The sequence below is a fragment of the Burkholderia sp. SRS-25 genome (assembly GCF_004343765.1).
GTDB lineage: Bacteria > Pseudomonadota > Gammaproteobacteria > Burkholderiales > Burkholderiaceae > Burkholderia > Burkholderia contaminans.
Map to the genome: position 1 here is coordinate 310,582 of NZ_PTXM01000004.1, position 23,934 is coordinate 334,515.

20 protein-coding genes and 1 pseudogene are annotated in these 23,934 nt (G+C 67.4%); 9 read left to right on the forward strand and 12 right to left on the reverse strand.

What is annotated here, in order from left to right:
* Nucleotides 1-24: 24 nt before the first annotated feature.
* The 3 genes from narJ to C5O79_RS06085 are packed head-to-tail and all read right to left on the reverse strand — an operon-like array spanning nt 25 to nt 6,025.
* Entirely contained in the window at nt 25-732 is a 708-nt protein-coding gene (gene narJ / locus C5O79_RS06075; protein WP_047853642.1) for a nitrate reductase molybdenum cofactor assembly chaperone, read from the reverse strand.
* Complete coding sequence (gene narH / locus C5O79_RS06080; protein WP_122477617.1) at nt 732-2,261, reverse strand: nitrate reductase subunit beta; 1,530 nt, start codon at nt 2,259-2,261, stop codon at nt 732-734. Before narH ends, narJ begins: the two co-directional genes overlap by 1 nt.
* The gene (locus tag C5O79_RS06085) at nt 2,258-6,025 is read right to left on the reverse strand and encodes a nitrate reductase subunit alpha (RefSeq protein WP_122477615.1); all 3,768 of its coding nucleotides are present in this window, start codon (nt 6,023-6,025) and stop codon (nt 2,258-2,260) included. The genes narH and C5O79_RS06085 overlap by 4 nt, the downstream gene beginning before the upstream one ends.
* 438 nt (nt 6,026-6,463) lie before the next feature.
* Between C5O79_RS06085 and C5O79_RS06090 the strand changes: the two genes are divergently transcribed.
* Nucleotides 6,464-7,648, forward strand: a complete 1,185-nt coding sequence (locus C5O79_RS06090) for a tetratricopeptide repeat protein (RefSeq protein ID WP_122478940.1) — start codon at nt 6,464-6,466, stop codon at nt 7,646-7,648.
* Nucleotides 7,649-7,774: 126 nt separating this feature from the next.
* Here the strand turns inward: C5O79_RS06090 and C5O79_RS06095 are convergent, their stop codons facing one another.
* Nucleotides 7,775-7,966, reverse strand: coding sequence for a DUF2964 family protein (locus tag C5O79_RS06095; RefSeq protein WP_046546744.1), 192 nt, complete (start codon nt 7,964-7,966; stop codon nt 7,775-7,777).
* 13 nt (nt 7,967-7,979) lie between these two features.
* Nucleotides 7,980-8,459, reverse strand: a complete 480-nt coding sequence (locus C5O79_RS06100; RefSeq protein WP_122477613.1) for a universal stress protein — start codon at nt 8,457-8,459, stop codon at nt 7,980-7,982.
* A gap of 295 nt (nt 8,460-8,754) precedes the next feature.
* Here C5O79_RS06100 and C5O79_RS06105 point away from each other — a divergent pair, with 295 nt between their 5' ends.
* Nucleotides 8,755-9,516 carry a fumarylacetoacetate hydrolase family protein gene (locus C5O79_RS06105; RefSeq protein ID WP_122477612.1) on the forward strand — a complete coding sequence of 254 codons (762 nt, stop codon included), beginning with the start codon at nt 8,755-8,757 and terminating at the stop codon, nt 9,514-9,516.
* 87 nt (nt 9,517-9,603) lie between these two features.
* Here the strand turns inward: C5O79_RS06105 and C5O79_RS06110 are convergent.
* Nucleotides 9,604-9,771 (reverse strand): annotated as a pseudogene (locus C5O79_RS06110) (EamA/RhaT family transporter); the annotation flags it as partial.
* Nucleotides 9,772-9,860: 89 nt separating this feature from the next.
* On the opposite strand from C5O79_RS06110, the gene C5O79_RS06115 reads away from it, so the two are divergent.
* From C5O79_RS06115 to C5O79_RS06125, 3 genes are all read left to right on the forward strand, one after another.
* Nucleotides 9,861-11,273: a 3-deoxy-D-arabino-heptulosonate 7-phosphate synthase gene (locus tag C5O79_RS06115; RefSeq protein WP_122477610.1), complete on the forward strand. Its 1,413-nt coding sequence runs from the start codon at nt 9,861-9,863 to the stop codon at nt 11,271-11,273.
* A gap of 187 nt (nt 11,274-11,460) precedes the next feature.
* Nucleotides 11,461-13,632 carry a hypothetical protein gene (locus tag C5O79_RS06120; protein ID WP_122477608.1) on the forward strand — a complete coding sequence of 724 codons (2,172 nt, stop codon included), beginning with the start codon at nt 11,461-11,463 and terminating at the stop codon, nt 13,630-13,632.
* Nucleotides 13,633-13,639: 7 nt separating this feature from the next.
* Complete coding sequence (locus C5O79_RS06125) at nt 13,640-14,356, forward strand: DUF3142 domain-containing protein (RefSeq protein WP_122477606.1); 717 nt, start codon at nt 13,640-13,642, stop codon at nt 14,354-14,356.
* Between the two features lie 28 nt (nt 14,357-14,384).
* On the opposite strand, the gene C5O79_RS06130 is transcribed toward C5O79_RS06125, so the two are convergent.
* Nucleotides 14,385-15,035 carry a LysE family translocator gene (locus tag C5O79_RS06130; protein WP_047852752.1) on the reverse strand — a complete coding sequence of 217 codons (651 nt, stop codon included), beginning with the start codon at nt 15,033-15,035 and terminating at the stop codon, nt 14,385-14,387.
* Nucleotides 15,036-15,200: 165 nt separating this feature from the next.
* Here C5O79_RS06130 and C5O79_RS06135 point away from each other — a divergent pair, with 165 nt between their 5' ends.
* Nucleotides 15,201-16,121, forward strand: a complete 921-nt coding sequence (locus C5O79_RS06135) for a LysR substrate-binding domain-containing protein (RefSeq protein WP_122477604.1) — start codon at nt 15,201-15,203, stop codon at nt 16,119-16,121.
* A gap of 111 nt (nt 16,122-16,232) precedes the next feature.
* Here the strand turns inward: C5O79_RS06135 and C5O79_RS06140 are convergent, their stop codons facing one another.
* Complete coding sequence (locus C5O79_RS06140; protein WP_046546734.1) at nt 16,233-17,069, reverse strand: alpha/beta hydrolase; 837 nt, start codon at nt 17,067-17,069, stop codon at nt 16,233-16,235.
* A gap of 159 nt (nt 17,070-17,228) precedes the next feature.
* On the reverse strand, nt 17,229-18,059 hold the full coding sequence (locus tag C5O79_RS06145) for an oxidoreductase (RefSeq protein WP_122477602.1): 831 nt from the start codon (nt 18,057-18,059) through the stop codon (nt 17,229-17,231).
* Between the two features lie 94 nt (nt 18,060-18,153).
* Here C5O79_RS06145 and C5O79_RS06150 point away from each other — a divergent pair, with 94 nt between their 5' ends.
* Nucleotides 18,154-19,125, forward strand: a complete 972-nt coding sequence (locus C5O79_RS06150) for an AraC family transcriptional regulator (protein ID WP_124472785.1) — start codon at nt 18,154-18,156, stop codon at nt 19,123-19,125.
* Between the two features lie 32 nt (nt 19,126-19,157).
* Here C5O79_RS06150 and C5O79_RS06155 read toward each other — a convergent pair whose 3' ends face one another.
* Nucleotides 19,158-19,829: a CoA pyrophosphatase gene (locus C5O79_RS06155; protein ID WP_236862410.1), complete on the reverse strand. Its 672-nt coding sequence runs from the start codon at nt 19,827-19,829 to the stop codon at nt 19,158-19,160.
* A gap of 231 nt (nt 19,830-20,060) precedes the next feature.
* On the opposite strand from C5O79_RS06155, the gene C5O79_RS06160 reads away from it, so the two are divergent.
* On the forward strand, nt 20,061-20,918 hold the full coding sequence (locus C5O79_RS06160; RefSeq protein WP_122477598.1) for a PhzF family phenazine biosynthesis protein: 858 nt from the start codon (nt 20,061-20,063) through the stop codon (nt 20,916-20,918).
* 27 nt (nt 20,919-20,945) lie between these two features.
* Here C5O79_RS06160 and C5O79_RS06165 read toward each other — a convergent pair whose 3' ends face one another.
* Nucleotides 20,946-22,109 (reverse strand): aldose epimerase family protein, encoded by a 1,164-nt coding sequence (locus tag C5O79_RS06165; protein WP_131931248.1) that lies wholly within the window; start codon nt 22,107-22,109, stop codon nt 20,946-20,948.
* Nucleotides 22,110-22,215: 106 nt separating this feature from the next.
* Here C5O79_RS06165 and C5O79_RS06170 point away from each other — a divergent pair, with 106 nt between their 5' ends.
* Complete coding sequence (locus tag C5O79_RS06170) at nt 22,216-22,893, forward strand: hypothetical protein (protein ID WP_131931250.1); 678 nt, start codon at nt 22,216-22,218, stop codon at nt 22,891-22,893.
* Nucleotides 22,894-23,017: 124 nt separating this feature from the next.
* Here the strand turns inward: C5O79_RS06170 and C5O79_RS06175 are convergent, their stop codons facing one another.
* Complete coding sequence (locus C5O79_RS06175; RefSeq protein ID WP_046546727.1) at nt 23,018-23,923, reverse strand: AraC family transcriptional regulator; 906 nt, start codon at nt 23,921-23,923, stop codon at nt 23,018-23,020.
* Nucleotides 23,924-23,934 lie beyond the last annotated feature (11 nt).

Genomic DNA, 23,934 nt, shown 5'->3' on the forward strand with positions numbered 1-23,934 from the left:
CTTTCCCCTGTTGGACCGGCGCGCCTATGCGCGCCGCGCTGGCCGTTGATCGTAGAAACGCACCGGCTCCTCCGCCGGCGTGGCCGCACCGACGAAGCGCACGGCCTCGTCCGCATACGACGCGTCGAGCGCGCGGTAGTCGGCGGCGCTCGGCCGCTCTGCGGCTACGTCGTCCGCCACACCCGCGGCACTCGTGTCCGGCGCGTCGGCCGGTGCGAGGCCGGCCATCGGCAGCAGCGCACCGACGACGAAGCCGTAATGGCTGCCGCGCTGCGCAAGCTGGCCGGCCAGCGCGCGCAGGATCTCGCCGGTTTCCGCGAGCAGCTCGCGCGCGTCGGGCGCCGGCAGCCGCGACAGGTATTCGAGGAACACCGGCAGGTAGTCGGGCAGCTCGCCCCCGTTCAGGAACAGCCCGTGCCGCTCGTACATCTGCAGCAGGTCGACCATCGCCTGCCCGCGATCGCGCGATTCGCCGTGCACGTGCTCGAACAGGTACAGCGACGTCGCGCGGCCACGGTCGAACAGCCCGACGTAGTTCTCCTGCAGCGTCAGCAGGTCACGTTCGCGCACGTAGGCAAGGAACCGGTCGAGGCCCGCGCGCACCGTTCCCGGCAGGCGCGCGTGGTCGCGCAGGTGCGCGTCGATCGAGTCGAGCGCGGCGACGAGCCCCTCGTCGGGATAGTCGAGCAGCGCCGCAAGCGCCGCATAGGTCGGATCGGGTGCGGCGCTCATCATCGGGAAGCCTCGTGGATCGGAATCGTCTTGCCGCCCTTCCTGGGGCTGAACAGGCTCGCCTCGGAACGGCCGTCCGAGCAGCCGTTGCCGAACGAGAAGCCGCACGATGCACGCAGGTCGTATGCGTTCTCGGCATACTCGCGATGCGTCGTCGGGATCACGAAGCGATCCTCGTAGTTCGCGATCGCGAGATAGCGGTACATCTCGTCGACCTGCGCGAGCGACAGCCCGACCTGGTCGAGCACGCCGCGCGCATCGATGCCGTCCACGTGGCGCGCGCGCATGAACGCGCGCATCGCGAGCAGCCGTTCGAGCGCGAGCTTCACGGGCGCCTCGTCGCCGGCCGTCAGCAGGTTCGCGAGGTAGCGCAGCGGAATGCGCAGCGATTCGACGTCCGGCAGGTAGCCGTTCATCCCGAGCACGCCGCTGTTCGCGGCCGCGTTGATCGGCGACAGCGGCGGCACGTACCACACCATCGGCAGCGTGCGGTATTCCGGATGCAGCGGGAACGCGATCTTCCAGTCGATCGCCATCTTGTAGGTCGGCGAACGGCGCGCCGCGTCGATCCATGCGGCCGGCACGCCGTCGCGTTCGGCCTGCGCGATCACGGCCGGGTCGTCCGGGTCGAGGAACAGCGACAGTTGCGCTTCGTACAGGTCCTTCTCGTTCTCGGCGCTGGCCGCCTCGCTGATCCGGTCGGCGTCGTACAGCAGCACGCCGAGATAGCGGATGCGCCCGACGCAGGTTTCCGAGCACACGGTCGGCTGGCCGGCCTCGATGCGCGGATAGCAGAAGATGCACTTCTCGGCCTTGCCGCTCTGCCAGTTGTAGTAGATCTTCTTGTACGGGCAACCCGACACGCACATGCGCCAGCCGCGGCACTTGTCCTGGTCGATCAGCACGATGCCGTCTTCCTCGCGCTTGTAGATCGAGCCCGACGGGCACGACGCGACGCACGCCGGGTTCAGGCAGTGCTCGCACAGGCGCGGCAGGTACATCATGAAGGTGTTCTCGAACTGCCCGTAGATGTCCTTCTGCACCCCTTCGAAGTTGGTGTCCTTCGCGCGCTTCTCGAATTCGCCGCCGAGGATTTCCTCCCAGTTCGGCCCCCACTCGATCTTCTCGAGCCGCTGGCCGCTGATCACCGAACGCGGCCGCGCAACCGGCATCGCGCGCGTATTGCCGGCTTCTTGCAGGTGCGCATAGTCGAACGTGAACGGCTCGTAGTAGTCGTCGATCTCGGGCAGGTGCGGATTCGCGAAAATCTGCGCGAGCAGCCGCCACTTGCTGCCGAGACGCGGCTCGATCCTGCCGTCCGCGCGCCGCTTCCAGCCGCCGCGCCAGCGGTCCTGGTTCTCCCACTCCTTCGGATAGCCGATGCCCGGCTTCGTCTCGACGTTGTTGAACCACGCGTATTCCATCCCCTCGCGGCTCGTCCACACGTTCTTGCAGGTCACCGAGCAGGTATGGCAGCCGATGCACTTGTCGAGGTTCAGCACCATCGCGATCTGTGCGCGTACCTTCATGACGTTTCTCCTGACCGGACTTGCGTTGTGGGGTCGACCGCGGTCTCTTCGCCATCGAGCCAGTCGATCTTGTTCATCCTGCGCACGATCAGGAACTCGTCGCGATTCGAGCCGACCGTGCCGTAGTAGTTGAAGCCGTACGACAGCTGCGCATACCCGCCGATCATGTGCGTCGGCTTCAGCGCGATGCGCGTGACCGAGTTGTGGATGCCGCCGCGCGTGCCGGTGATCTCGGAGCCCGGCGTGTTCACGATCTTCTCCTGCGCGTGGTACATCATCACCATCCCGGACGGAATCCGCTGGCTGACCACGGCCCGCGCGCACAATGCGCCGTTCGAGTTGTAGCACTCGATCCAGTCGTTATCGACCGCGCCGATCGCCTTCGCGTCGTCCTCCGACATCCACACGATCGGGCCGCCGCGCGACAGCGTCAGCATCAGCAGGTTGTCCGTGTACGTGCTGTGGATCCCCCACTTCTGGTGCGGCGTCAGGAAGTTCAGCACGCGCTCCGGATTGCCGTTCGAGCGCTTGCCGACCATGTGTTCGTAGCTGCCCGTATCGATCGGCGGCTTGTACGCGCACAGCGATTCGCCGAACGCGCGCATCCACGCATGGTCCTGGTAGAGCTGCTGGCGGCCGGTCATCGTGCGCCACGGCACCAGCTCGTGCACGTTCACGTAGCCGGCGTTGTACGACACGTGCTCGGATTCGATCCCGCTCCACGTCGGCGACGAGATGATCTTGCGCGGCTGCGCCTGGATGTCGCGGAAACGGATCTTCTCGTCCGCGCGCGCGGCGGCCAGGTGCGTGTGGTCGATGCCCGTGATACCGGACAGCGCGCGCCACGCCTTCACCGCCACTTCGCCGTTGGTCTCGGGCGCGAGCGCGAGGATCACCTCGGCCGCGTCGAGCGCCGTGTCGATGCGCGGGCGCCCGTGCGCCGCGCCGTCGGCCACCTTGTAGTTGAGCTCGCCGAGCAGCTTCACCTCGTCCTTCGTGTCCCAGCCGATGCCCTTGCCGCCGTTGCCGAGCTTGTCCATCAGCGGCCCGAGCGACGTGAAGCGCGCGTAGGTGTTCGGATAGTCGCGCTCGACGACACTCACGTTCGGCATCGTGCGGCCCGGCACCGGCTCGCATTCGCCGCGCTTCCAGTCCTGCACGTCGAACGGCTGCGCGAGCTCGCCCGGTGTGTCGTGCGCGATCGGCGCGAGCACGACATCGCGCTCGACGCCCAGATGCCCGTCGCACAGCGCCGAGAAGCGCTTCGCGATCCCCTTGAAGATCTCCCAGTCGCTCTTCGATTCCCACGCGGGATCGACGGCCGCCGACAGCGGATGAATGAACGGGTGCATGTCGGACGTGTTCATGTCGTCTTTCTCGTACCACGTCGCGGTCGGCAGCACGACGTCCGAGTACATGCAGGTCGTCGACATCCGGAAGTCGAGCGTCACGAGCAGGTCGAGCTTGCCGCGCGGCGCGTCGTCATGCCACGCCACTTCCTCGGGACGCGTGCCGCCCGACGCGCCGAGATCCTCGCCCTGCACGCCGTGGGTGGTGCCGAGCAGATGCTTCAGGAAATACTCGTGGCCCTTGCCCGACGAGCCGAGCAGGTTCGAGCGCCACACGAACAGGTTGCGCGGGAAGTTCTCCGGCGCGTCCGGATCCTCGCTCGCCATCTTCAGCGTGCCCGCCTTCAGCTGCTGCGCGATCTCCGCGCCGGCATGCGCGGGATCGCCGAGCGCCGCGCCGACCTTCAGCGGGTTCACCGCGAGCTGCGGCGCGGACGGCAGCCAGCCCATCCGTTCCGCGCGCACGTTGTAGTCGATCGGCGCGCCGTGGAACCGCGACTTGTCCGCGAGCGGCGACAGCAGCGTGGCCGGGTCCATCGGGTCGTAGCGCCACTGGTCGGTGTGGGCGTAGAAGAACGACGTCGAATTCATCTGGCGCGGCGGGCGGTTCCAGTCGAGCGCGCCCGACAGCGCCGTCCAGCCCGTCTGCGGCCGCAGCTTCTCCTGGCCCACGTAGTGCGACCAGCCGCCGCCCGGCTTGCCGACGCAGCCGCACATGATCAGCATGTTCATGATCGCGCGGTACGACATGTCCATGTGGAACCAGTGGTTGATCCCGGCGCCGATGATCACCATCGACTTGCCCTGCGTCTTGTGCGCGTTTTCCGCGAACTGCCGCGCGACCGAGATCACGTCCGCGCGCTTCACGCCGGTGATCGCTTCCTGCCAGGCCGGCGTGTAAGGCAGGTCGTCGTCGTACCTCGCGGCCACGTCGCGGCCGCCGAGGCCCTGGTCGAGCCCGTAGTTCGCGACGAACAGGTCGTAGACGGTCGCGACCCGCATCTCGCCGTGGCGCGTCGCGATGCGCCGCACACCGATCCGGCGCGACAGTTCGGACGTATGCTGCGTCGAGTTGAAATGCGCGCGCGGCTGGTTGCCGAAATACGGGAACAGCACGTCGACGACTTCGTCGTGCGCGACCGTGCACGACAGCCTCGGCGCGAGTGCCGCACCCTTCGACGTCTCGCTGCGCAGGTTCCACTTGCCCTTGTCGGCTGCATCCTGCTGCCCCCAGCGGAACCCCACCGAGCCGACCGGCACGACGAACTCGCCGGTCGCATCGTCGATCATCACGGTCTTCCAGTCCGGATGCGCGGCCTCGTCGAGCGCATCGTCGAAGTCGGATGCGCGCACGAGGCGCTCGGGCACGTAGCCGTCGCCGTGCGGCACGAGGCGCACGAGGCATGGCATGTCGGTGTAGCGCTTGCAGTAGTCGGCGAAGTAGTCGCTCTTCCCCGCCAGATGGAACTCCTTCAGGATCACATGCCCCATCGCGAGCGCGAGCGCCGCGTCGGTGCCCTGCTTCGGATGCAGCCACAGGTCGCCGAATTTCGCGCCTTCCGAGTAATCGGGGAACACCGACACGACCTTGGTGCCGCGATAGCGCGCCTCGACGAGGAAGTGCGCGTCCGGCGTGCGCGTCTGAGGGACATTGGAGCCCCACATCATGATGAACGTCGAGTTGTACCAGTCGGCCGATTCCGGCACGTCGGTCTGCTCGCCCCAGGTCTGCGGCGACGCGGGCGGCAGGTCGCAATACCAGTCGTAGAAGCTCAGGCACACGCCGCCGATCAGCGACAGGTAGCGGGACCCTGCCGCGTACGACACCATCGACATCGCCGGAATCGGCGAGAAGCCGACCACGCGATCGGGGCCGTGCCGCTCGACGGTATGCACGTTGGCCGCCGCGACGATCTCGTTGACCTCGTCCCAGCTCGCGCGCACGAAGCCGCCGAGCCCGCGCCGGCTCTGGTACGAACAGCGTGCCGCGTCGTCTTCGACGATCGAGCGCCACGCTTCGACCGGGCCGAGCGTGCGGCGGCGTTCGCGCCACAGCTTCACGAGCGCGCTGCGCACCATCGGATGCTTGAGGCGGTTCGCGCTATACAGGTACCAGGAGTACGACGCACCACGCGAGCAGCCGCGCGGCTCGTGGTTCGGCATGTCGGGTCGCGTGCGCGGATAGTCGGTCTGCTGGGTTTCCCAGGTGACGATCCCGCCTTTCACGTAGACCTTCCACGAGCACGAGCCCGTGCAGTTCACGCCATGGGTCGACCGGACGATCTTGTCGTGCTGCCAGCGCTTCCGGTAACCGTCTTCCCATTTTCGGTCCTCGTCCGTGACGGCGCCGTGTCCGTCGGAAAAGCGTGGCCGCGTGGTGGAGAAATAACGCAATCTGTCCAGGAAATGGCTCATGGGGATCTCGTTTTTCTGGTCTTTTGGCAGACCCTGATTATTTAAGAAGGTGAAACAACAGAAGTAAAGGTCGATCGGAGGGCGATCCTTACACCTGTCTCACCGTGGTCGAGCCGATTGTCATGTGGATCGACATATCATGACTTGATACAAATCACGATATCGTGATCGGCGCGCTTCGACAAAACCCCAAGGGGCGGGCGCCCCGTACGCACCTGCTATGCTGCGGGCCGCATTCGTGCGTCATCCGCCCGCCGCTTCCCCGCATCGGTTGTGGCGCGCGGGTGCCACATGGAATTGCACTGAGCGCCCCGGCTCGCCGCAACGGAGTTCGCACGCCGCGGCCCGTTGCTGGTCGAAGGTGGCACGACAGGTTCAGTGCATGTCCAATTCCGGCCGTCGAACAATAAAACCGATTCCGACAAGAACGACCATTTCATGACATCCCGACTTCTCGCCGCGCTCGTGGCCGCGGCCTTGAGCTGCGCCGTCCTGCCCGCTGCCCACGCGCGCACCTATATCCCGCCGACCGCGTCGTTCGGCCAAGGGGGCTACGTGCATCGGTTCGTGCTGCGCGACCCGGTCACGCACAGGCCGCTGCCCAATGCGCGGTACCGGCTGCTGCTGCCCGGGCAGGTGATCGCGGGGCTGCCTCCGCATCGGGAAGGCGGCGAAAGCGTCGTGTTCGGCACGACCGATGCCGCCGGACGCACCGTGCGAATCCGTCTGCCCTCACGTCATCCCGAGAGCGAGTGGGCGCTCGAACCGGTCGTCGGCGAAGGCGACAGCGGCGGGACGTTTCGCGTGATCGACGACGATACGGGGCGGCCCTACGGCTCATTCCCCTACGTCCTCGACGTGATCGGTGAATACCTGGTCTGCGGGCGCATCGATCCCAACGGATATACCGTCTTCGTGCAGTCGAACGTGGACCGCAAGCTCAGGTTGCGCCGCACAAGATTGCGCGCGCCCGCGGACACCGACTGGTGTGCGGGGCCGGGCACGGACATCGCCAACCATGCGCACGCCCCAGGTGCGCCCGATCTCTACACGCAGTACCTCGGCAGCCTGGTCGCCAACGGCGAGCATCTCGGCCCCGCACTCCGGCAGCAGATCGCGGCCAAGATGGTCGCGCTGGCGATTGCCGAACGGGACGAAGGCCGCATCGACACCGCGCTCGACATGGGTCATTTCTCGGGCGACGTGCTGAACAGCGTCGGCTACGACCTGGCGAACGCCGGCCTGAAGATCGATCGTGCGATGGCGATGATCGATGCGCATCTGGAACAATCGCCGAACGACCCCTACGCGCTCGACAGCAAGGGCTGGGCGCTGTATCGCCTCGGCCGCAACGACGACGCGCTGGCGTGGTTCGACCGGTCGATCGCGATCTTCGCGAAGGACGGCGACACGGACAAGGACGCACGCGGAGCCCATGCGACCGGGCTGACGCACAAGGGTGAGGTGCTGTGGAAACTGGGCCGCGAGCATGACGCGCGCGATGCGTTCGCGCAGGCGCGGAAGGTTCAGCCGGAAAACCCGGACCTGGAAGAAACGTTGAAGCGCCTGGCGATACCGCTCGGGCAGGATGACGCGAAGGCGCCGCGTATCGCAGGCGAGTAACGACAGACTCGAGCGGGCAGGCAAGCGGACGGATGGCGCTGCAGCATCCGCCGTCGTACAGGTGGAGAGCGGCTGCCGGCCTCGTCCGGCGCCGTCACGGGACGAGGCCGGCCAGGCTCGCCGCCGTCACTCCTCGCCTTTCACGCCCGGATTGAGCATCACGACGAAGCCGGCCACGCCGACGATCAGCGCGATTCCGCCGCCGCGCAGCGCCATCGCATTGTCGAACAGCAGACCCGACACGACGGCCATCATCCCCGCGAGCGACACGAACACCGCGATCGCCGCGACGACGATCCGGGACTGGCGGCGAATCATCGCGCGCGCCGCGTCAAGCAGCCGCGGCGGTAGCCGCTACGTCGCGATCGTCGCCGCGAATCAGCAGCACCGGGCACTTCGAGCCACGCACGAAGCGCTCCGCGACGCTGCCGAGCAGCACGCGCCGGATCCCGCGCCGCCCGTGCGTGCCGACCACCGCGAGATCGATCCCGCCTTCCTTCACGTAGCGCTGCAGGCGCTCCGCGATGTCCTCGCCGATGCTTTCGGTCTCGACGAGTTCGGCCTCGCCCTTCGCACCGGCCCGCACGAGAAGTTGCTCGGCTTCGCGCAGCACCTTGCGCCCGTCGTCACGCATCTCCTCGATCAGTGCGTGCGGATCGAAACGGCCCGCATAAGTGAACAGCACCGACTTGTCCACCACATATACGACGCTGACGTGTGCGTCGCTTGCCAGCCCGACCTTCACTGCCTCGGCAAGCGCCTGCTTCGATGACGCGCTGCCGTCGACGGCCACCATGATCTTCTTGTACATGCGAACCTCGCTGGGGTGAGATGCCGCGCGTCTGGTCGCGCGGCCTTGTCACCATCATCGGCGGATGGCAGGTTCGATTGTTGATGGCGATCAAGGTCGCCTCGACGCCGCCCGTGCGGCAAAGCGTCGCGACGTGATGCCGATACCGCTCGCCTGCGGCAAGGTCGCCAACCTGCCCGACACGGAAGCCGAAGCAGCGGGATCGAGCGGTCATCGTGCCGAAAGCGCTATCATCGAATGTGCGACTTTCGTCCGGCCCTTATTTGCCGGCCCACTTTCAACTCGCTCAACCGACATGACAACGACTACCGAACGCGTGGACGGCGCCGCCCAGCATCTCGTCGCCGCCCGCCATGCCGGCTCGCCCGGCCCGCTGCTGCCCGATGCGCTGCGCCCCGAGAACGTCGAGACCGCCCTCGCGATCCAGCAGCGCGTGGCCGACCTGCTCGGCGAACCCGTCGGCGGCTGGAAATGCGCGCTGCCGCCGCCCGACCGCGTGATCCTCGCGCCGATCTTCGCGTCGACGATTCGCGAGGCCGACGCGCCGTACCGCGTCGTCGGCGGCCCGATCGTGCGGATCGAACCGGAAATCGCATTCGTGCTCGATCGCGACCTGCCTGCGCGCGAACAGCCTTACGACGAACAGGACGTGCGCGATGCGATCCGCGAAGTTCGCATCGTGCTCGAAGTGCTCGGTTGCCGCTATGCGGAGCCCACGCGCGCATCGAAGTTCGAGCTGCTGGCCGACGGGCAATTCAACCAGGGGCTGTGCGTCGGCCCGGTCGTGCCCGACGGGCTGAACGTGCCGCTCGAGACACTGGCGCTGTCGTTCGAAGGCGCGCTGAACCGCGCGATCGACGGCCGCCATCCGGACGGCGATCCGCTGAAGCCGCTGGTATGGCTCGTCAATTTCCTCGCCTCACGCGGCGACGCCGTGCACGCCGGGCAGATCGTGACGACCGGTTCGTACGCGGGCGCGATCGACGTGCCGCTCGGCGATGCGCTGACGGTGCGCTTCGGCGAACTCGGCAGCCTGTCGGTGACGTTGACGGCATGATGCGTGTGGTGCGCGGGAGCGGCTGCGCTGATCGCTGATCGCAGCGTGACGATGAAGATCGACGCGTGGCGTGTTTTGTGACCGTTGTCAGGTGCGTGGCTGCCCGCGCTGCCGTGACGGCAGCGTCATCGCAGCCACGCCCGCGACGGCGCATCCGAGTCCCACCCACGCCGATGCCGATAGCGATTCGCCGAGCAGCGCCATGCTGATGCCGATGCCGATCGGCACGCGCAGGCATGCCTGCGCCGTCGTGCCGCCCGTCCCGGCGTGATAACGTTGCACATCATCAAGCCCGCCACACCCCAACCCCGGGCACGCGCATCGCCTTCAAGCCGATACCGACCATGTCGCTGACACCGCTTCCCGCCCTGCTCGACGAGACCCTGCGCATCGTCGCGCGCCGCTACCGGCTGCCGCCGCTCGACAGCGCGTCGTCGCCGGCCGACGCCGCGAACCCGGCCGCCACGCTCGCGATCGTGATCGAGGAAGCGCGCCGGATGCGAAGCGACGGACAGACGCCCGACGCGATACTGCGGCAGCGCTTCGTCGACGCCCTCGCGCAGATGATCCGCGATGCAATGGACACGCACGCCGGCGATCCCGCCTTTCAGGCCGCGGTGCTGCGGCACGATGCGCCGAGCGTGCGCGAATACGCGTCGTTGTCCGCGCACGCCGAGCAGGACCGTCGCGCGCTGCACTCGGCCGTCAACGCAATCGCGCACCCGGCCAAGCTCGAGCGCAGCGCCCGCCCATGGCAACGCGACGGGCTCGCGCGGCTGCATGCGGCCGCCACCGCCGCGTCGTGGGCCGACCTGCACGACACGCTGCGGCAGCTGCTCGCGCTGCCCGACATGGCGTCCGACGCCGCGTTCGAGCAGGACATCGTCAAGCTGAAAGACAGCCCCGCGCTCGAACGCATGCTGCGCATCGACGCACTGGCATCGGACGAGCACGTGCGTCGCTACCGGGCGCTCTGGGTGCGCCAGGGCCCGCTCGAAGGCAGCACCGTCGCCGTCGCGCAGGGCGTCGCGTCGCAGCAGCGCGGCGCAGCCGTCGAAGCGTTGGCCGCACAGGCGCTCGACGCGCTGGCACGCCGGCTCGACGCCGTCGACGCACGCCGCACGTACCGCGTGGTGACGTCGATGCGCGTGCCGTCATCGATTCCGGGCCGCCACGATCGCGCGAAAACCGAATGGGACGCGATCCTGATCGAACGCACGCGCGGCGATGATCCGGCGCCCGTGTGGAACGTGCGCTTCCTCGTCGAAGCGAAAGCGTCCGCGGACGCCGCCACGACCGACCTGCCGCGGCTGCTGCGCGGCCTGAACCTGCTCGCGCAGGCCGACCCGGACACGATCTATTCGTTCGAGACGCACCAGGGCACGGTGCGCGTGCAGGGTGCGTCGCTGCGCGCGCTGACGACCGACGAAGCGACGCTGCCACGCGAAGTGCTCTATTGCTGCGATGCGTCCGCGGATGCAACGCCACGCCTGCTGGGCGCCGCGAGCCGGATGCAGCTGCTGTCGGCGCAGGCGAGCCTCGAATACGCGAGCGCGCTCGTGCAGCGGCCGAATGCCGACCCGGGCGGCCTGGGTGTCGTCTGGCACGCGCTGCTGACGCTGCCGCAATGGCATGCCGTGCTGCACCAGTACCCGTCGTTGCGGCAGGTCCGCGAGCTGATGGTGGCGATCGACGACTTGCGGGCCGCGATCGACGATGTCGATGAAGGCGGTGTGGCGAGCAGCGCGTACGCGTGACGCGGGAGCCGGATCGGACCGGCGATCGACACGACTAGCCGTCCGGCGCGCACTGGTTGCCGATGCACCGGGCCGCCGCGCGCACCGGTGAAATTCGTGCAACCGTTGCGGTACGATACGCGCCGGGGCGAAACGCCTCACCTGAGAGACCCGGCCGCTGCGGCCCCCTACCCGGCACAAGAAAAAAATGCCCAAAAGCCCATTGCTGCACCGAAACCTGTTCGCCGCGCTGGCGGCCAGCCTGTTCTGCATTCCGGCGGCCCACGCCAGTGGCGACGACGGCTGCTATGCGCCGACCACGCTCCGGCAGACCACCTACTCCTGCGCCAACGTGCCGATGCTGAGCCCGGCCAACGACACACGCATCAACGCGATGCTGATGATGGTCGACAGCACCAAGGTCGCGCAGGCGTTTCCGGACCCGAAGACGATCCCGGCGAAAGACCGGATCAACCAGATCATCGTGCCGTTCCCGATGGACTTCTCCGGATGGATCTATATCGGGCAGAAGGAGCCCGACAAGACCGGCGGCGCAGCGGATACCGGAACACCGTCGAACCAGTACGCCGACGGCGAAGGCAGCATCTGCCGCAGCATGGCTTCGGGCGCCGACGCATTCAACGACGCGCTCGGCAGTGCCGGCAGCCTCCCCGCCGATGAAGCCACGCGCCTGCGCGCGGCGCGCGCCGACATCGCGCAGAAGACCTGCGCTGCCGGCGGCGCGAGTGCCGCATGGGCCAGACCGCCCGTCAAGTCGCCGCTCGGCCAGCAGTTCGCCGCGTACCTCGACGGCACGAACGCGTTCTACCGCGCCGACTTCCTCACCGCGACCCGGGCCTTCGCGAGCGCGTCGCACAGCGCGAACCCGTGGCTGAAGGAAACCGGGCTCTATATGGCCGGGCGCGCGCAGCTGAACGCCGCTCAGGCCACCGTGTTCGACAACGACAGCCCCACGCCGACGCGCGGCCGCGTGACGAAGGTGTCGCTCGACGCCGCGAATACGGTGTTTCGCACTTACCTGAAGGTGTACCCGCAGGGGCGCTACGCGACCTCCGCAAACGGGCTGCTGCGGCGTGTCGCGTGGCTCGGCGGGAACGTCACGCAGCAGGCCGACCTGTACGGCCACGCGCTCGCGCGCTGGTCGCCGGCGACGTCGAACGTGCCGCTGATCCAGCTGGCGAACGAACTCGACAGCAAGCTGCTGTTCGGGTCGGAATTCGACGCGAGCCAGATCCAGTCGCCGACCGTGCTCGCGACCGTCGACTTGCTGCGCATGCGCACGTCGGAAAACAGCGACTCGAGCCGCGCCAAGCCGCTGACGCTGGACGACCTGCAGGCGCAGAAGCCGCGGTTCGCGAACGCGCCCGCGCTGTACGACTACCTGCTCGCGACCTGGTACGTCCAGATCGGGCACAAGCCGGACGCCGCGCTCGCATTGCTGCCGCAGACGCCCGCGGAGCCGCTCGACTACTTCGGCCTGAGCCAGCAGGCGCTGCGCGGGTTCGCGCTGGAAGATAGCGGCCAGTCCGACAAGGCGCGCCAACTGTGGCGCGACCTGATCCCGCTCGCGAAATTCCGCTTCCAGCGCGAGGCGCTGGAACTCGCGCTCGCGATCAACCTGGAGCAGGCCGGGCTCGTCAACGACGCGTTCGCCGACGATTCGCCCGTGCAGAACGCCGCGATCCGCGCCGTGCTGCTGCAACGCTCGGCCAATGCGGACCTGCTGCGCGCGCAGGCTCAAAACCAGGCGACCGGCGGCGCGCTGCGCGACACCGCGCTGTACACGCTGCTGTACAAGGAGCTCACCCGCTCGCACTATGCCGAGTTCATCGCCGATGCCGCGCTGGTGCCCGGCAAGCCGGCCGATCCGCTGAAGCCGTTCATCGCGGCCGGCGCCAGGAACGAAGACGGCTATACGTGCCCGTCCGCGAACGACATCGCCACGGCGCTCCAGCAGAATCCCGCCGATCCGAAAGGGCTGAACTGTCTCGCCGATTTCGTGCGCCTGCATCCGCCCGCGTCCGGCCTCGAAAGCGATCCGGTGCCGCTGTGGACACGCAATGCGTCGACGACGGCCGCCGCGCGCATCCCGCCGACGCTCGGTGCCGGGCCGTCGCAGTTCGACGGCAAGCCGTACGAGCGGATGTCGAGCTACGTGACGGTGATGGCCGATTCGCAGGCGAACCCGAACGACCGCGCCTACGCGTACTACCGTGCGATCAAGTGCTATGCACCGGGCGGCTCCAACGAATGCGGTGGCAAGGACGTGCCGAAGAACGTGCGCAAGCGCTGGTTCGATACGCTGAAGGCCAGCTACGCGGGCACGCCGTGGGCGCAGAAGCTCCGCTACTACTGGTAAGCGCCGCGTGAAGCGCATCGCATGCCTGGCGTGCATCGCACTGCTGCTGGCCGGACGCATCGCACTGGCCGGCACCGTCGACGCCGCGCGGTACGACGCGTTCTGGCTGTGGGCAGGCGTGAAGCCGCAGGCGGTCGTGCACGGCGCACGCAGCGTCTACGTGCTGCAAGGGCAGATCGAGGCGTCGCCGCGGGACGAGTCGGAGGTCCGCGTGATCGCGCAGGGCGTGGCGCTGCCGCCCGCGCCGCAGGCGCGCGTGTGGCTCGTCTATCGCGCGCATACGCTGCGCTGGACGCCGCGCGTCACGCAGATCATGCTCGCGCAGCTCATGCGCTGGCGCGCGTCGGGCCGCACGATCACCGGCATCCAGATCGACTTCGATGCGCGCACGCGCCACCTGCAGGATTACCTCGAATTCCTGCGGTCGCTGCGCGACACGCTGCCCGCCGACTATCGGCTCAGCATCACCGGGCTGCTCGACTGGAGCAGCCGCATCGATACCGACCAGGTCAACCAGCTGAGGGGGATCGTCGACGAAGTGGTCGTGCAGACCTACCAGGGCCGCCGCACGATCCCCGACTATGCGGACTACCTGCCGCGCGTCGCACGGCTGCAGTTGCCGTTTCGCATCGGCATCATCCAGGGCGGCGAATGGGACGCGCCGCCGTACCTCGCGACGAACCCGTGGTTCCGCGGCTACGTCGTGTTCTTGCGCAACGGCTGATACGACTGCCGCTGTCAATCGGGATCGCTTACGCGACGCCCGCGATCGTGCTGCCGAGCCCGGCGAGCGCAATCACGAGCAGCGCGCCTGCCGACGAAGCCGTGATCCATCGCTGCCTGCGATGAATCAGCGGATGGTTGATCGCGGCCATGTAGCTGGTCAGGATCGCGAAATCGACCGCGATCCACAGTGCGGCCAGGATCGCCAGGCTCACGCGCGAATCCGGCGTGATGCCGACGAACTGCGGAAAGAACGCGACGAAGAACAGCAGGTCCTTCGGATTCGCGATGCCGACGAGAAAGCCGCGCACGACGCCCGGCAAGCCGCGCGCCTGCGATGCCGGTTCGCCTTCCCGCACGTCGTTGCCGTCGCGCGTCCGGCCGGCGCGCCATTCGCCGAGCAGCGTCCGGACGGCCAGCACCATGATGAACACGCAACCCGCCACGTGCAGCCCGGTCAACAGACGCTCGCTGACGAGCACGACGCCGAACACCATCAGCATCGCCCCCGCGATCATCACGAGGCTCGCGGCATTCGCGCCGACCGCGGTCAGCATCCCCTGGCGGAAGCCGCGCCGCGCGACGGTGCCGATCACGAGCATGACGACCGGGCCGGGCGTCGCGATGAGCAGCACGATCGCGGCGAGATAGGCGAACAGCAGCGGGTAATGAAGTGCCATGACAAAAAGTTGTTGGATGAATGGACGCGCGTGCCCGCCGCGGTGGCATCATCGTGCTTCAGTGCACCGGATCGCACGGCTTTCTGAAGTATTGCGTACCCGCCAAGCTGTTGAAAAACGGAAAATCCTGCCGGATGACATGAGTTTTATTCATATTCAAAACCCGTGAAGGCCAAACCGCTCCCTCCTGTCTACGCGCTGCGCGCGTTCGAAAGCGCCGCGCGCACCGGCTCGTTTACGCTGGCTGCCGAGGAACTGAGCCTCACGCAAAGCGCGGTGAGCAAGCACGTGAGGACGCTCGAAGCGTATTTCGGCCGAAAGCTGTTCGTCCGTCACGGCCCCAGAATGACCGTGACGGCGGAGGCGCACATCTTCGCGTCGGGGCTGCGGCGCGGCTTCCGGCAGATCGAGGAAGCCTGCGTGCTGTTCCAGTCGCAGCGCGACGTGCTGCGGCTCAAGGCGCCGTCCACGCTCACGATGCGCTGGCTGCTCGACGCGCTGGCCGCGTTTCGCGAAACCCGGCCCGCGTTCGAGGTGCAGATCGCGAGCGTGTGGATGGACGTCGATACCGTCGATTTCTTCAGCGAATCCTACGATTGCGCGATCCTGCTCGGTGCAGGCAAGTTCGGCGAGGCCACGCAGTGCGTGAAGCTGTTCGACGAATGGCTGATTCCGGTGTGCTCGCGGGCGACCGCGACGGTCGCGCGCACGAATCCGGCGGCGTGCGAGCTGATCCACCCGTCGCCCGACCGGCGCGACTGGCGCCGCTGGCTCAAGGGCAGCGGCCATGATCTCGATGTGGACATCACACGCGGGCAGGTGTTCGACATGCTCGAACAGGGGATCGCGGCGGCGATTGCCGGCCACGGCCTCTCGATCGGCGATCTCGCGCTGTGTGCGACGGCCATCGACGAGAAGCAGCTCGTGCTGCCGTTCAAGACCGCCGTCAATACGGGGGACGCGTACTACCTCGTCTGGCCGGAAGACTCCGCCAAGGCCGCGCAGGTGCGCGACCTGCTCGCGTTCCTGGAGCGCCGGATGCCGCGCCTGACGTTTCCGGGCATCCGCTTCAACGGTCCGGGCTGACCGCTGCGGCCGGCGACCCGGCCGCGTCGCCGACGGCGTGACGGGCGCTACCGCGCGCCACCGGCACGCAACGGCAGCGCAGGCCGCCGAAGCGGGCCTGCGCTCACACCGTTACGCCTGCACGAAAGCCAGCAGGTCGGCGTTGAGGACGTCGGCGTTGATCGTCAGCATCCCGTGCGAGTAGCCCGGGTACGTCTTCAGCGTGCCGTTCTTCAGCAGCTTGATCGACTTCAGCGCGGCATCCGCGATCGGCACGATCTGGTCGTCTTCGCCATGCAGCACGAGCGTCGGGACGGAGATCGACTTCAGGTCTTCGGTCTGGTCCGTTTCCGAAAATGCCTTGATGCCTTCGTAATGCGCCTTGGCGCTGCCTTCCATCCCCTGTCGCCACCAGTTGCGGATCACACCCTGATGCACGGTTGCACCTTCGCGGTTGAACCCGTAGAACGGGCCGCTCGGCACATCGAGGAAGAACTGCGCGCGATTGTCGGCGAGCGCTTTCCGGAAGCCGTCGAACACCTCGATCGGCAAGCCTTCCGGGTTCGCTTCGGTTTTCAGCATCAGCGGCGGCACCGCGCTGACCAGCACCGCCTTCGCGACGCGGCCGGCCGGCTCGCCGTGCTTCGCGACGTAGCGCGCCACTTCGCCGCCGCCGGTCGAGTGGCCGATGTGCACCGCATTGCGCAGGTCGAGCGCTTCGACGACCGCGAACGCGTCCGCCGCGTAATGATCCATGTCGTGGCCGTCCGACACCTGCGCCGAGCGACCGTGGCCGCGCCGGTCGTGCGCCACCACGCGATAGCCCTTCTGGACGAAGAAGAGCATCTGCGCGTCCCAGTCGTCCGACGACAACGGCCAGCCATGATGGAAGACGATGGGCTGCGCGTCCTTCGGGCCCCAGTCCTTGTAGAAAATCTCGACGTGATCCTTCGTTGTGACGGTTGGCATCGCGATGGACTCCTGTAAGGTGGTTGAATTCGGCGTAGTGGCCGGCAGCCATTATCGAACAGGTTTGTTAAACGATGATGCCAGGATGCAAATGATCGTCGGCAATTTCATCGACGTGGACGAATCCGCTACGGGCGAACGATCGTGCATCGCCGCACGTCAACCGTCCGTCGACACCGTCACAGCCTCCCACGCGCGAATTTCCGCGTCCAGCGCCACCAGCTTGCCGCGTACCAGCCGCAGCGCATCGCTGCCGAGCAGCAGGTGCGCGGGCGGATGGTCCGCCGCGATCGCCGCGAGCATCGCCCGCGCGGCCTTCGCGGGATCGCCCGGCTGCTTGCCGCTCCTCTCTTCGCGCGCCTGGCGGATCGGGTCGAACAGCGCGTCGTAGTCGGCGATCGAGCGCGGCGTGCGCGCCATCGAGCGGCCGGCCCAGTCGGTGCGGAACGAACCCGGCGCCACGGCCGTCACCGCGATGCCGAATGGTTCGAGCTCCTTGCCGACGGTTTCGGTGATGCCTTCCATCGCGAACTTGCTGCCGCAGTAGTAAGTGATGCCCGGCATCGTGATGTGGCCGCCCATCGACGTGATGTTGAGGATGTGGCCACGCCGCCGCTCGCGCATGGTCGGGATGACCGCCTTCATCATCGCGACCGCGCCGAACACGTTCACGTCGAACTGCCGGCGCATCTCCGCGAGCGGCGATTCTTCCATGATCCCTTCGTGCCCGTAGCCGGCGTTGTTCACCAGGACGTCGACGGGCCCGACGTTCGCCTCGATTTCAGCGACGACACCGTCGATGCGATCGAAGTCGGTCACGTCGAGCACCCGCGCGAACGCCTGCGCGGACAGTGCTTCGAAATCCTGCGCCGCCTGCGCGCTTCGCACGGTGCCAACGACCGTGTAGCCCGCCGCGAGGGCCTCCTGCGCGAGCGCGCGGCCGAAGCCGCTGCTGACGCCAGTAATGAGCATGAGCTTGCCGGATGCCATTTGAGCTTCTCCCGAATGTCGATTGGAACGTGCATACTAGTCTGACGAGCTATGTCGAATAAGCCTGATTCCGCTGATTTTCTTGCACAAAACTATGAGCGCCGATCCCATCCCCGCCCGATCCCCGTCGCTGCCGCCGCGCGACCGGAAGCGCCTGGTGACGCTGCTGCGCACGCTGGCGCCCGACGAAGGCTACAACGTGACGGCGCTGCCGAGCGTGCGCATCCTGCGTTCGAACCGCACGCTGTCGCGCACGCCGGTGCTGTACGACCCGGGCATCGTGATCGTGTGCCAGGGATCGAAGCGCGGCTACTTCGGCGGCGAGCGCTATCTGTACGACGCGCACCACTATCTGGCCGTGTCCGTACCCGTGCCGTTCAGCATGGAGACCGACGCCACGCCCGAGCGCCCGCTGCTCGCGCTGTACCTGCACCTCGATTTCACGCTGGCCGCCGAACTCGCGGCGCAGATCGACCGCGCCGGCACGGCGGAGCCCGTGCAGGCGCCCAGGAGCATGATGTCGACGCAGATGGATGAAACGATGCACGCGTCGGTGCTGCGTTTCGTCCAGGCGTTGCACCGGCCGCTCGACGCCGCGGTGCTCGGCCCGGCGCTGCTGCGCGAGCTGTATTTCCGCGTGCTCACCGGCGCGCAGGGCAGCGCGATGCGCAGCGCGCTGGCGATGCGCGGGCAGTTCGGCCGGATCGGCCGGTCGCTGCGCGTGATCCACGCCGATTACGCGCAGCCGCTCGACGTGCCGCAACTGGCCGACGCAGCCGGCATGAGCGTGCCGAGCTTTCACAGCCATTTCAAGGCGATCACGCAGGTGTCGCCGATGCAGTACCTGAAGTCGACACGGCTGCATCAGGCGCGCTTGCTGATGGTGCGCGAGGACCTGACGGCGGAGGCGGCCGGCTACGCGGTCGGCTATGCGAGCCCGTCGCAGTTCAGCCGCGAATTCAAGCGCCTGTTCGGCCTGACGCCGGCGAAGGAAACGCAGCGCATGCGCGAAAGCTTCGCGATTCCGGAAGCCTTCGAGGATGCGGAATTCGTGTCGTCGCATTGACGTGCGTCGGCATGCGACCGTCACGCATGCCGTCAACGCATCGCGTCGCGTACCAGACCGGCGAGCGACCTCAGGATGAGCGCCGTCACACCCCAGATGTCCTGCGCCTGCTCCGCCCAGTACCATGCGCCCATGCGTTCGCCGTCGGTGTATTGCCGCAGCAGGTCCGGATTCAGCAGCACGGCGAACGGAAACTCGAAGATCTCCGCGACTTCCGCGGGCGCCGCCTCCCATATCGCCGTTTCCGGCACGATGCCGATCACGGGAAAGATCGCGTGATTGCGCTTTCTGGTTTTGTGGATCGGCAAGCTGCCGACCACATGGACCGCATCGGGTGCGAGGCGGATTTCCTCGAACGCCTCGCGCAAGGCGGTCGTACCGATATCGCGGTCGGACTCGGCCGGGCGTCCGCCCGGGAAACTCACATGCGACGAGTATTCGCTGAGGTCCGATGCGCGTTTGGTCAGCAGGACCGTCGGCTCGCGCCGTGCGACGATCGCGACCAGCACCGCCGAGAATTTCCACTGGCCATCGTTGTCCGCGAGGGTTTGCTTCGCGGTCGGCCAATCGGTGCCGGCAGGGATGCCGTGGCTTTCCACGCCACGGACGATCGCGTCCAGAACGGCCTGCGGCGAGCCGGTACTCACCTGAGCGCCACCGGTATTCGAAGCGCTTTCGTCAGATCCCATGTCTTCCCCTTCCACGCTTGAACCTGCACGTTGCGGATAGTTGAACGATCAAACCCGATCTCCGTCGGCCAACCGGAGAACCCGATCATGCATGAATTGCGGACAGCCCGTATGCCGCCCCTTCATCGCATCTTGCGGGCACAATGACGCAATGCATCGCGACGGCATGCCGCCGCCGCTCTGCCGCAAGCCGTCGACAAACGTGCCCCTTCGGTCCGTCGATTGCCGCACCCACACGAGATTCAAATGCCTTCCTTTGCCTTCCGCCTGCTGAACGTATTCGCCGAATCGACTTTCGGTGGCAACCCGCTTTGCGTATTCGAAGATGCGCGCGGCATGGACGACGCGACCATGCGGGCACTCGCGGTGCAGTTCAACCTGTCCGAAACGACCTTCGTGCTGCCGTCGGAGCGCGCCCATGCGCGGGTTCGCATCTTCACGCCGGGCCATGAGATGGCCTTTGCCGGCCATCCGACGCTCGGCACCGCGCATGTCGTGCGCGACCTGCAGGGTGCGGGCGACGCGCTCGCGCTCGAGTTCAAGGCCGGCGTGGTCGACGTCAACGCGCATGACGACGTGTGGACGTTCACCGCGCCGCACGCAGGCATGCCGAAGACGGCGCCGTGCGAATTGTCCGACGCCCGGACGGCGACCTTGCTGGGGCTGACGGAAGACGATCTGCTCGCCCCGCCGATCTGGATCGACACCGGCGCCGATCAGTTGCTGGTCGCGCTCAAGGACCCCGCCGCCGTGCGCCGCGCGCAGCCGGACAGTGCATGCCTCGATATCTGGCCGACCAGCAGCCTCGGCCGCAAGACCGCCTACGTCTTCGCGTTCGATCCCGAGCGCCCGGGGACGGTGGTGTCGCGCTACTTCTTCGTGAAGCAAGGGAGCGTCTCGGAAGATCCGGGCACGGGGTCGGCCTGCGCGAACCTGGGCGGTTGGCTGCTTGCGATGAAGCGCGACCTGCCGGCTGCGTTTCAGGTCGAACAGGGCGACGCCATCGGCCGGCCCTGCCGGCTGCGGTTGTCGGTCAATGCGAGCGGTGAAATCGGCGTCGGCGGGCGCGTGATCGAACTCGGGCGCGGCGTGGTCAACGTGTAGCCGAGACGATCCGGCCCGCACCCGGGCTCATCGCGCCCCGACCCGCCACACCGTCACTTCGTGCAGCGTCTCGCCGGGCTTGAGCACCGTCGTCGGGAATGCCGGATGATTCGGCGAATCGGGAAAATGCTCGGCCTCCAGCGCGAACGCATCGGTTTGCCGATAGACCGTCCCGCCCTTGCCCGCGACGCTGCCGTTCAATCCGTTGGCCGTATAGAACTGCAGCCCCGGCTGCGTTGTGTACAACTCGAGAAAACGCCCCGACGCCGGGTCATAGGCGCGCGCGGCAAACGCCGGCGCCGGCTGGCCGCCCTGGTCGAGCACCCAGTTCTGGTCGTACCCATGCGCAATGACGAGCTGCGGATCTGCGTCGCGCAAATGCGCACCGATCGGCGTCAGCTGGCGCAGATCCATCGGCGTACCCGCCACGCTCGCCAGTTGACCGGTCGGAATCGACGTATCGTCGGTCGGCGTGAAGCGCGAGGCGGCGATCTCGATCAGTTGCCGCTCGACGCTGCCGCCCGCCTGCCCCGCCAGATTGAAATAGCTGTGGTTGGTGAGGTTGACGACCGTATCCTTGTCGGTCGTCGCGCGATAGTCGATCCGGATCAGGTTGTCACGCGTCAGCGTGTAGGTCACGTCGGTCGTCAACGTGCCGGGAAAGCCGTTCTCGCCGTCTGGGCTCACGTAGCGCAGCGTGACGCTCGAACCGCTCGCGTCGCTGCGCGTACCGGTAACCGTCCATACCTTCGCGTCGAAACTGCCGGGGCCGCCATGCAGCGTGTTCGGCCCATCGTTGACCGGCAGCGTCCACGTCCGGCCATCGAGCGGGAAGCGCCCGCCGGCAATGCGGTTCGCATACCGGCCGATCAGTGCGCCGAAATGGATGTTGCCGTTGTGCGCTTCGTAGTCGTGCAGCGAATCGAAGCCGAGCACGATGTCGGCAACGTGGCCGGCCCGGTCCGGCACCTCCAGTGCGGTCACGATGCCGCCATACGTGATGACTTTCAGCGTCACGCCGCGCTTGTTCGCCAGCGTGTACCGGCTCACCGGCTGCCCGGCCGCGGTCGTTCCGTCATCCGCGCGGCTGATCGATACGTCGGGCGCCGCCGACGCGAAGTCTGCGTGCAGCGCGAGCGCCCCGAACGCGCAGATCGCGAGCAGCGGGCAGCGCGGCCGGATTCGTTTCATGGCAACCTCCGATACGGTGCGATCGGTACGCGTGCGCAAGCGGCATGCCCGCTCGCGGCCACGTTTGCTATGCTTCGCGCATCGCCCGCCCGAGCCGATCGCCGCCATGAACGCCCTCGATTCCGATATCGCGCGCATACTGCGCGCCGACTGCGACGCGTGCTTCGGCACGACGGCCGTGTGGCCGCTCGTCGAGCGCGCGTACGGCGAGCCGCAGCGCTTCTATCACACGCTCGCGCATCTGGCGGAACTGTTCGCGCACCTCGCGCCGTATCGTGCGGACCCGCTGTGGCCGGCCATCGAGCTCGCCGTGTGGGCGCACGATATCGTCTACGCGACGACACTGCCGGCGTACGCGGACAACGAAGCGCTCAGCGCGCAATGGCTCGCGCAGGTCACGCATGAGCATTGCGACGCAGCCTGGTTGCACGCGCATGCATCGCACGTGTCCGTTGCCCGCGACCTGGTGCTGGCGACGAAGTCGCACCGGCTGCCTGACGGGTTCGCCGTCGATCCGGAATTGCAGCGCGCCGCGCAAATTTTCCTCGACGCCGATCTCGCGATCCTCGCGGCGGCACCCGACCGACTCCGCGAATACGACCGCGCAATCGCGCGCGAGTGGGCGCAGGATCCCGATGCACCGTCGGCAGCCTTCCGCGCCGGCCGCAAGCAGGCGCTCGAACATCTGCGCGCGCAGGCCCCGTTGTTTCGATCGGCGGAATTCGCGCCGCTCGAGCAGCACGCGCAACGCAATCTCGAGATGCTGATCGGCTTCTACGCATAAGCACCCTGCGCACGCCGCTTCCGCGCCCGCCTCGCACTCCGCCCAATCGAGCCGGTCAGGATGCACACGTTCCGATACCGAATGACGAGGCCAACCTCGCCTAGCCGGCCCCGCATCAGGACGATCAGGTATTGTCCGCGCGCCAGCGGCGAGGGCTGACGCCGGTCAGGCGCGTGAAGGTCCGCGAGAAGTGGCTCTGATCGGCAAAGCCGCACGCGTCGGCGATCATGCTCAACGGCAGGCTCGGATCGAGCATCCACTCCTTAGCCCGTTCGACGCGCTGCACGATGAGCCAGCGATGCGGCGGCAGCCCGGTCGTCTGACGAAACGCCTTCACGAAATAGCCGCGAGACAGGCCGCATGCGCTCGCCACGTCGGCCAGCCCGAGGTTTCCGTCGAGATGCTCGAGCAGGAGCTCCTTCGCACGGCGCGCCTGCGACGGCGTGAGTTTCCCGTACGTCTTCTCCCGTCGCTCGCTGACGCCGCCATAACGGTGGGCCACGTGCGCCTGGAACGCGAGCCCGACGTGATCGATGAAGATCTGCGATGCCTCGCCCGGCCGCGCGAGCGCGGGCAGCAGCGACTGGCCGAGCGAATGGATGATCGGATCGTGCGCGCTCAGGTGCGGCGGCAGGTAGAGCCGCGGCCGCTGCCGGCCGCCGATGTCGTCCACCGTTTCCTCGAGCAGCGGGCGCGGCATGTGGAAATGCAGGCAGTCGAACGCGCCCTTCAGATCGGCCACCCAGTTGCGGTCGAGATCGTGAATCGTGACCGTGCCCGCGCCGTACGGGACGAACGGCGCGCGGCGGCCGTCGAGCCACAGATCCTGTTCGCCGAACGGGCGCAACTGCAGCACGATGAGATCCGAATTCTCCAGCTCGTAAGGCGCGGTGAGCCCGCTGTTGCGCCGCAGCGTCTTCAGCCGGACGATGCCGACCTGCCCCTTCGGCAACGCTTGCGCGACGATGGTCTGCCGCACGTCGGCCGGGATGAAATCGGAAGAAGCATTGTCCGGTTGGGGGGCAGTCATGAATGGAGGCG

Excerpts from the sequence above, each read along its gene's own strand:
- C5O79_RS06100 (WP_122477613.1), bottom strand. The coding sequence starts at position 8,459 with ATGTACAAGAAGATCATGGTGGCCGTCGACGGCAGCGCGTCATCGAAG.
- C5O79_RS06120 (WP_122477608.1), top strand. The coding sequence starts at position 11,461 with ATGCCCAAAAGCCCATTGCTGCACCGAAACCTGTTCGCCGCGCTGGCG.
- C5O79_RS06085 (WP_122477615.1), bottom strand. The coding sequence starts at position 6,025 with ATGAGCCATTTCCTGGACAGATTGCGTTATTTCTCCACCACGCGGCCA.
- C5O79_RS06175 (WP_046546727.1), bottom strand. The coding sequence starts at position 23,923 with ATGACTGCCCCCCAACCGGACAATGCTTCTTCCGATTTCATCCCGGCC.
- C5O79_RS06095 (WP_046546744.1), bottom strand. The coding sequence starts at position 7,966 with ATGATTCGCCGCCAGTCCCGGATCGTCGTCGCGGCGATCGCGGTGTTC.
- C5O79_RS06160 (WP_122477598.1), top strand. The coding sequence starts at position 20,061 with ATGCCTTCCTTTGCCTTCCGCCTGCTGAACGTATTCGCCGAATCGACT.
- narJ (WP_047853642.1), bottom strand. The coding sequence starts at position 732 with ATGAGCGCCGCACCCGATCCGACCTATGCGGCGCTTGCGGCGCTGCTC.
- narH (WP_122477617.1), bottom strand. The coding sequence starts at position 2,261 with ATGAAGGTACGCGCACAGATCGCGATGGTGCTGAACCTCGACAAGTGC.
- C5O79_RS06105 (WP_122477612.1), top strand. The coding sequence starts at position 8,755 with ATGACAACGACTACCGAACGCGTGGACGGCGCCGCCCAGCATCTCGTC.
- C5O79_RS06145 (WP_122477602.1), bottom strand. The coding sequence starts at position 18,059 with ATGGCATCCGGCAAGCTCATGCTCATTACTGGCGTCAGCAGCGGCTTC.
- C5O79_RS06140 (WP_046546734.1), bottom strand. The coding sequence starts at position 17,069 with ATGCCAACCGTCACAACGAAGGATCACGTCGAGATTTTCTACAAGGAC.
- C5O79_RS06170 (WP_131931250.1), top strand. The coding sequence starts at position 22,216 with ATGAACGCCCTCGATTCCGATATCGCGCGCATACTGCGCGCCGACTGC.
- C5O79_RS06115 (WP_122477610.1), top strand. The coding sequence starts at position 9,861 with ATGTCGCTGACACCGCTTCCCGCCCTGCTCGACGAGACCCTGCGCATC.
- C5O79_RS06150 (WP_124472785.1), top strand. The coding sequence starts at position 18,154 with ATGAGCGCCGATCCCATCCCCGCCCGATCCCCGTCGCTGCCGCCGCGC.
- C5O79_RS06090 (WP_122478940.1), top strand. The coding sequence starts at position 6,464 with ATGACATCCCGACTTCTCGCCGCGCTCGTGGCCGCGGCCTTGAGCTGC.
- C5O79_RS06165 (WP_131931248.1), bottom strand. The coding sequence starts at position 22,109 with ATGAAACGAATCCGGCCGCGCTGCCCGCTGCTCGCGATCTGCGCGTTC.
- C5O79_RS06130 (WP_047852752.1), bottom strand. The coding sequence starts at position 15,035 with ATGGCACTTCATTACCCGCTGCTGTTCGCCTATCTCGCCGCGATCGTG.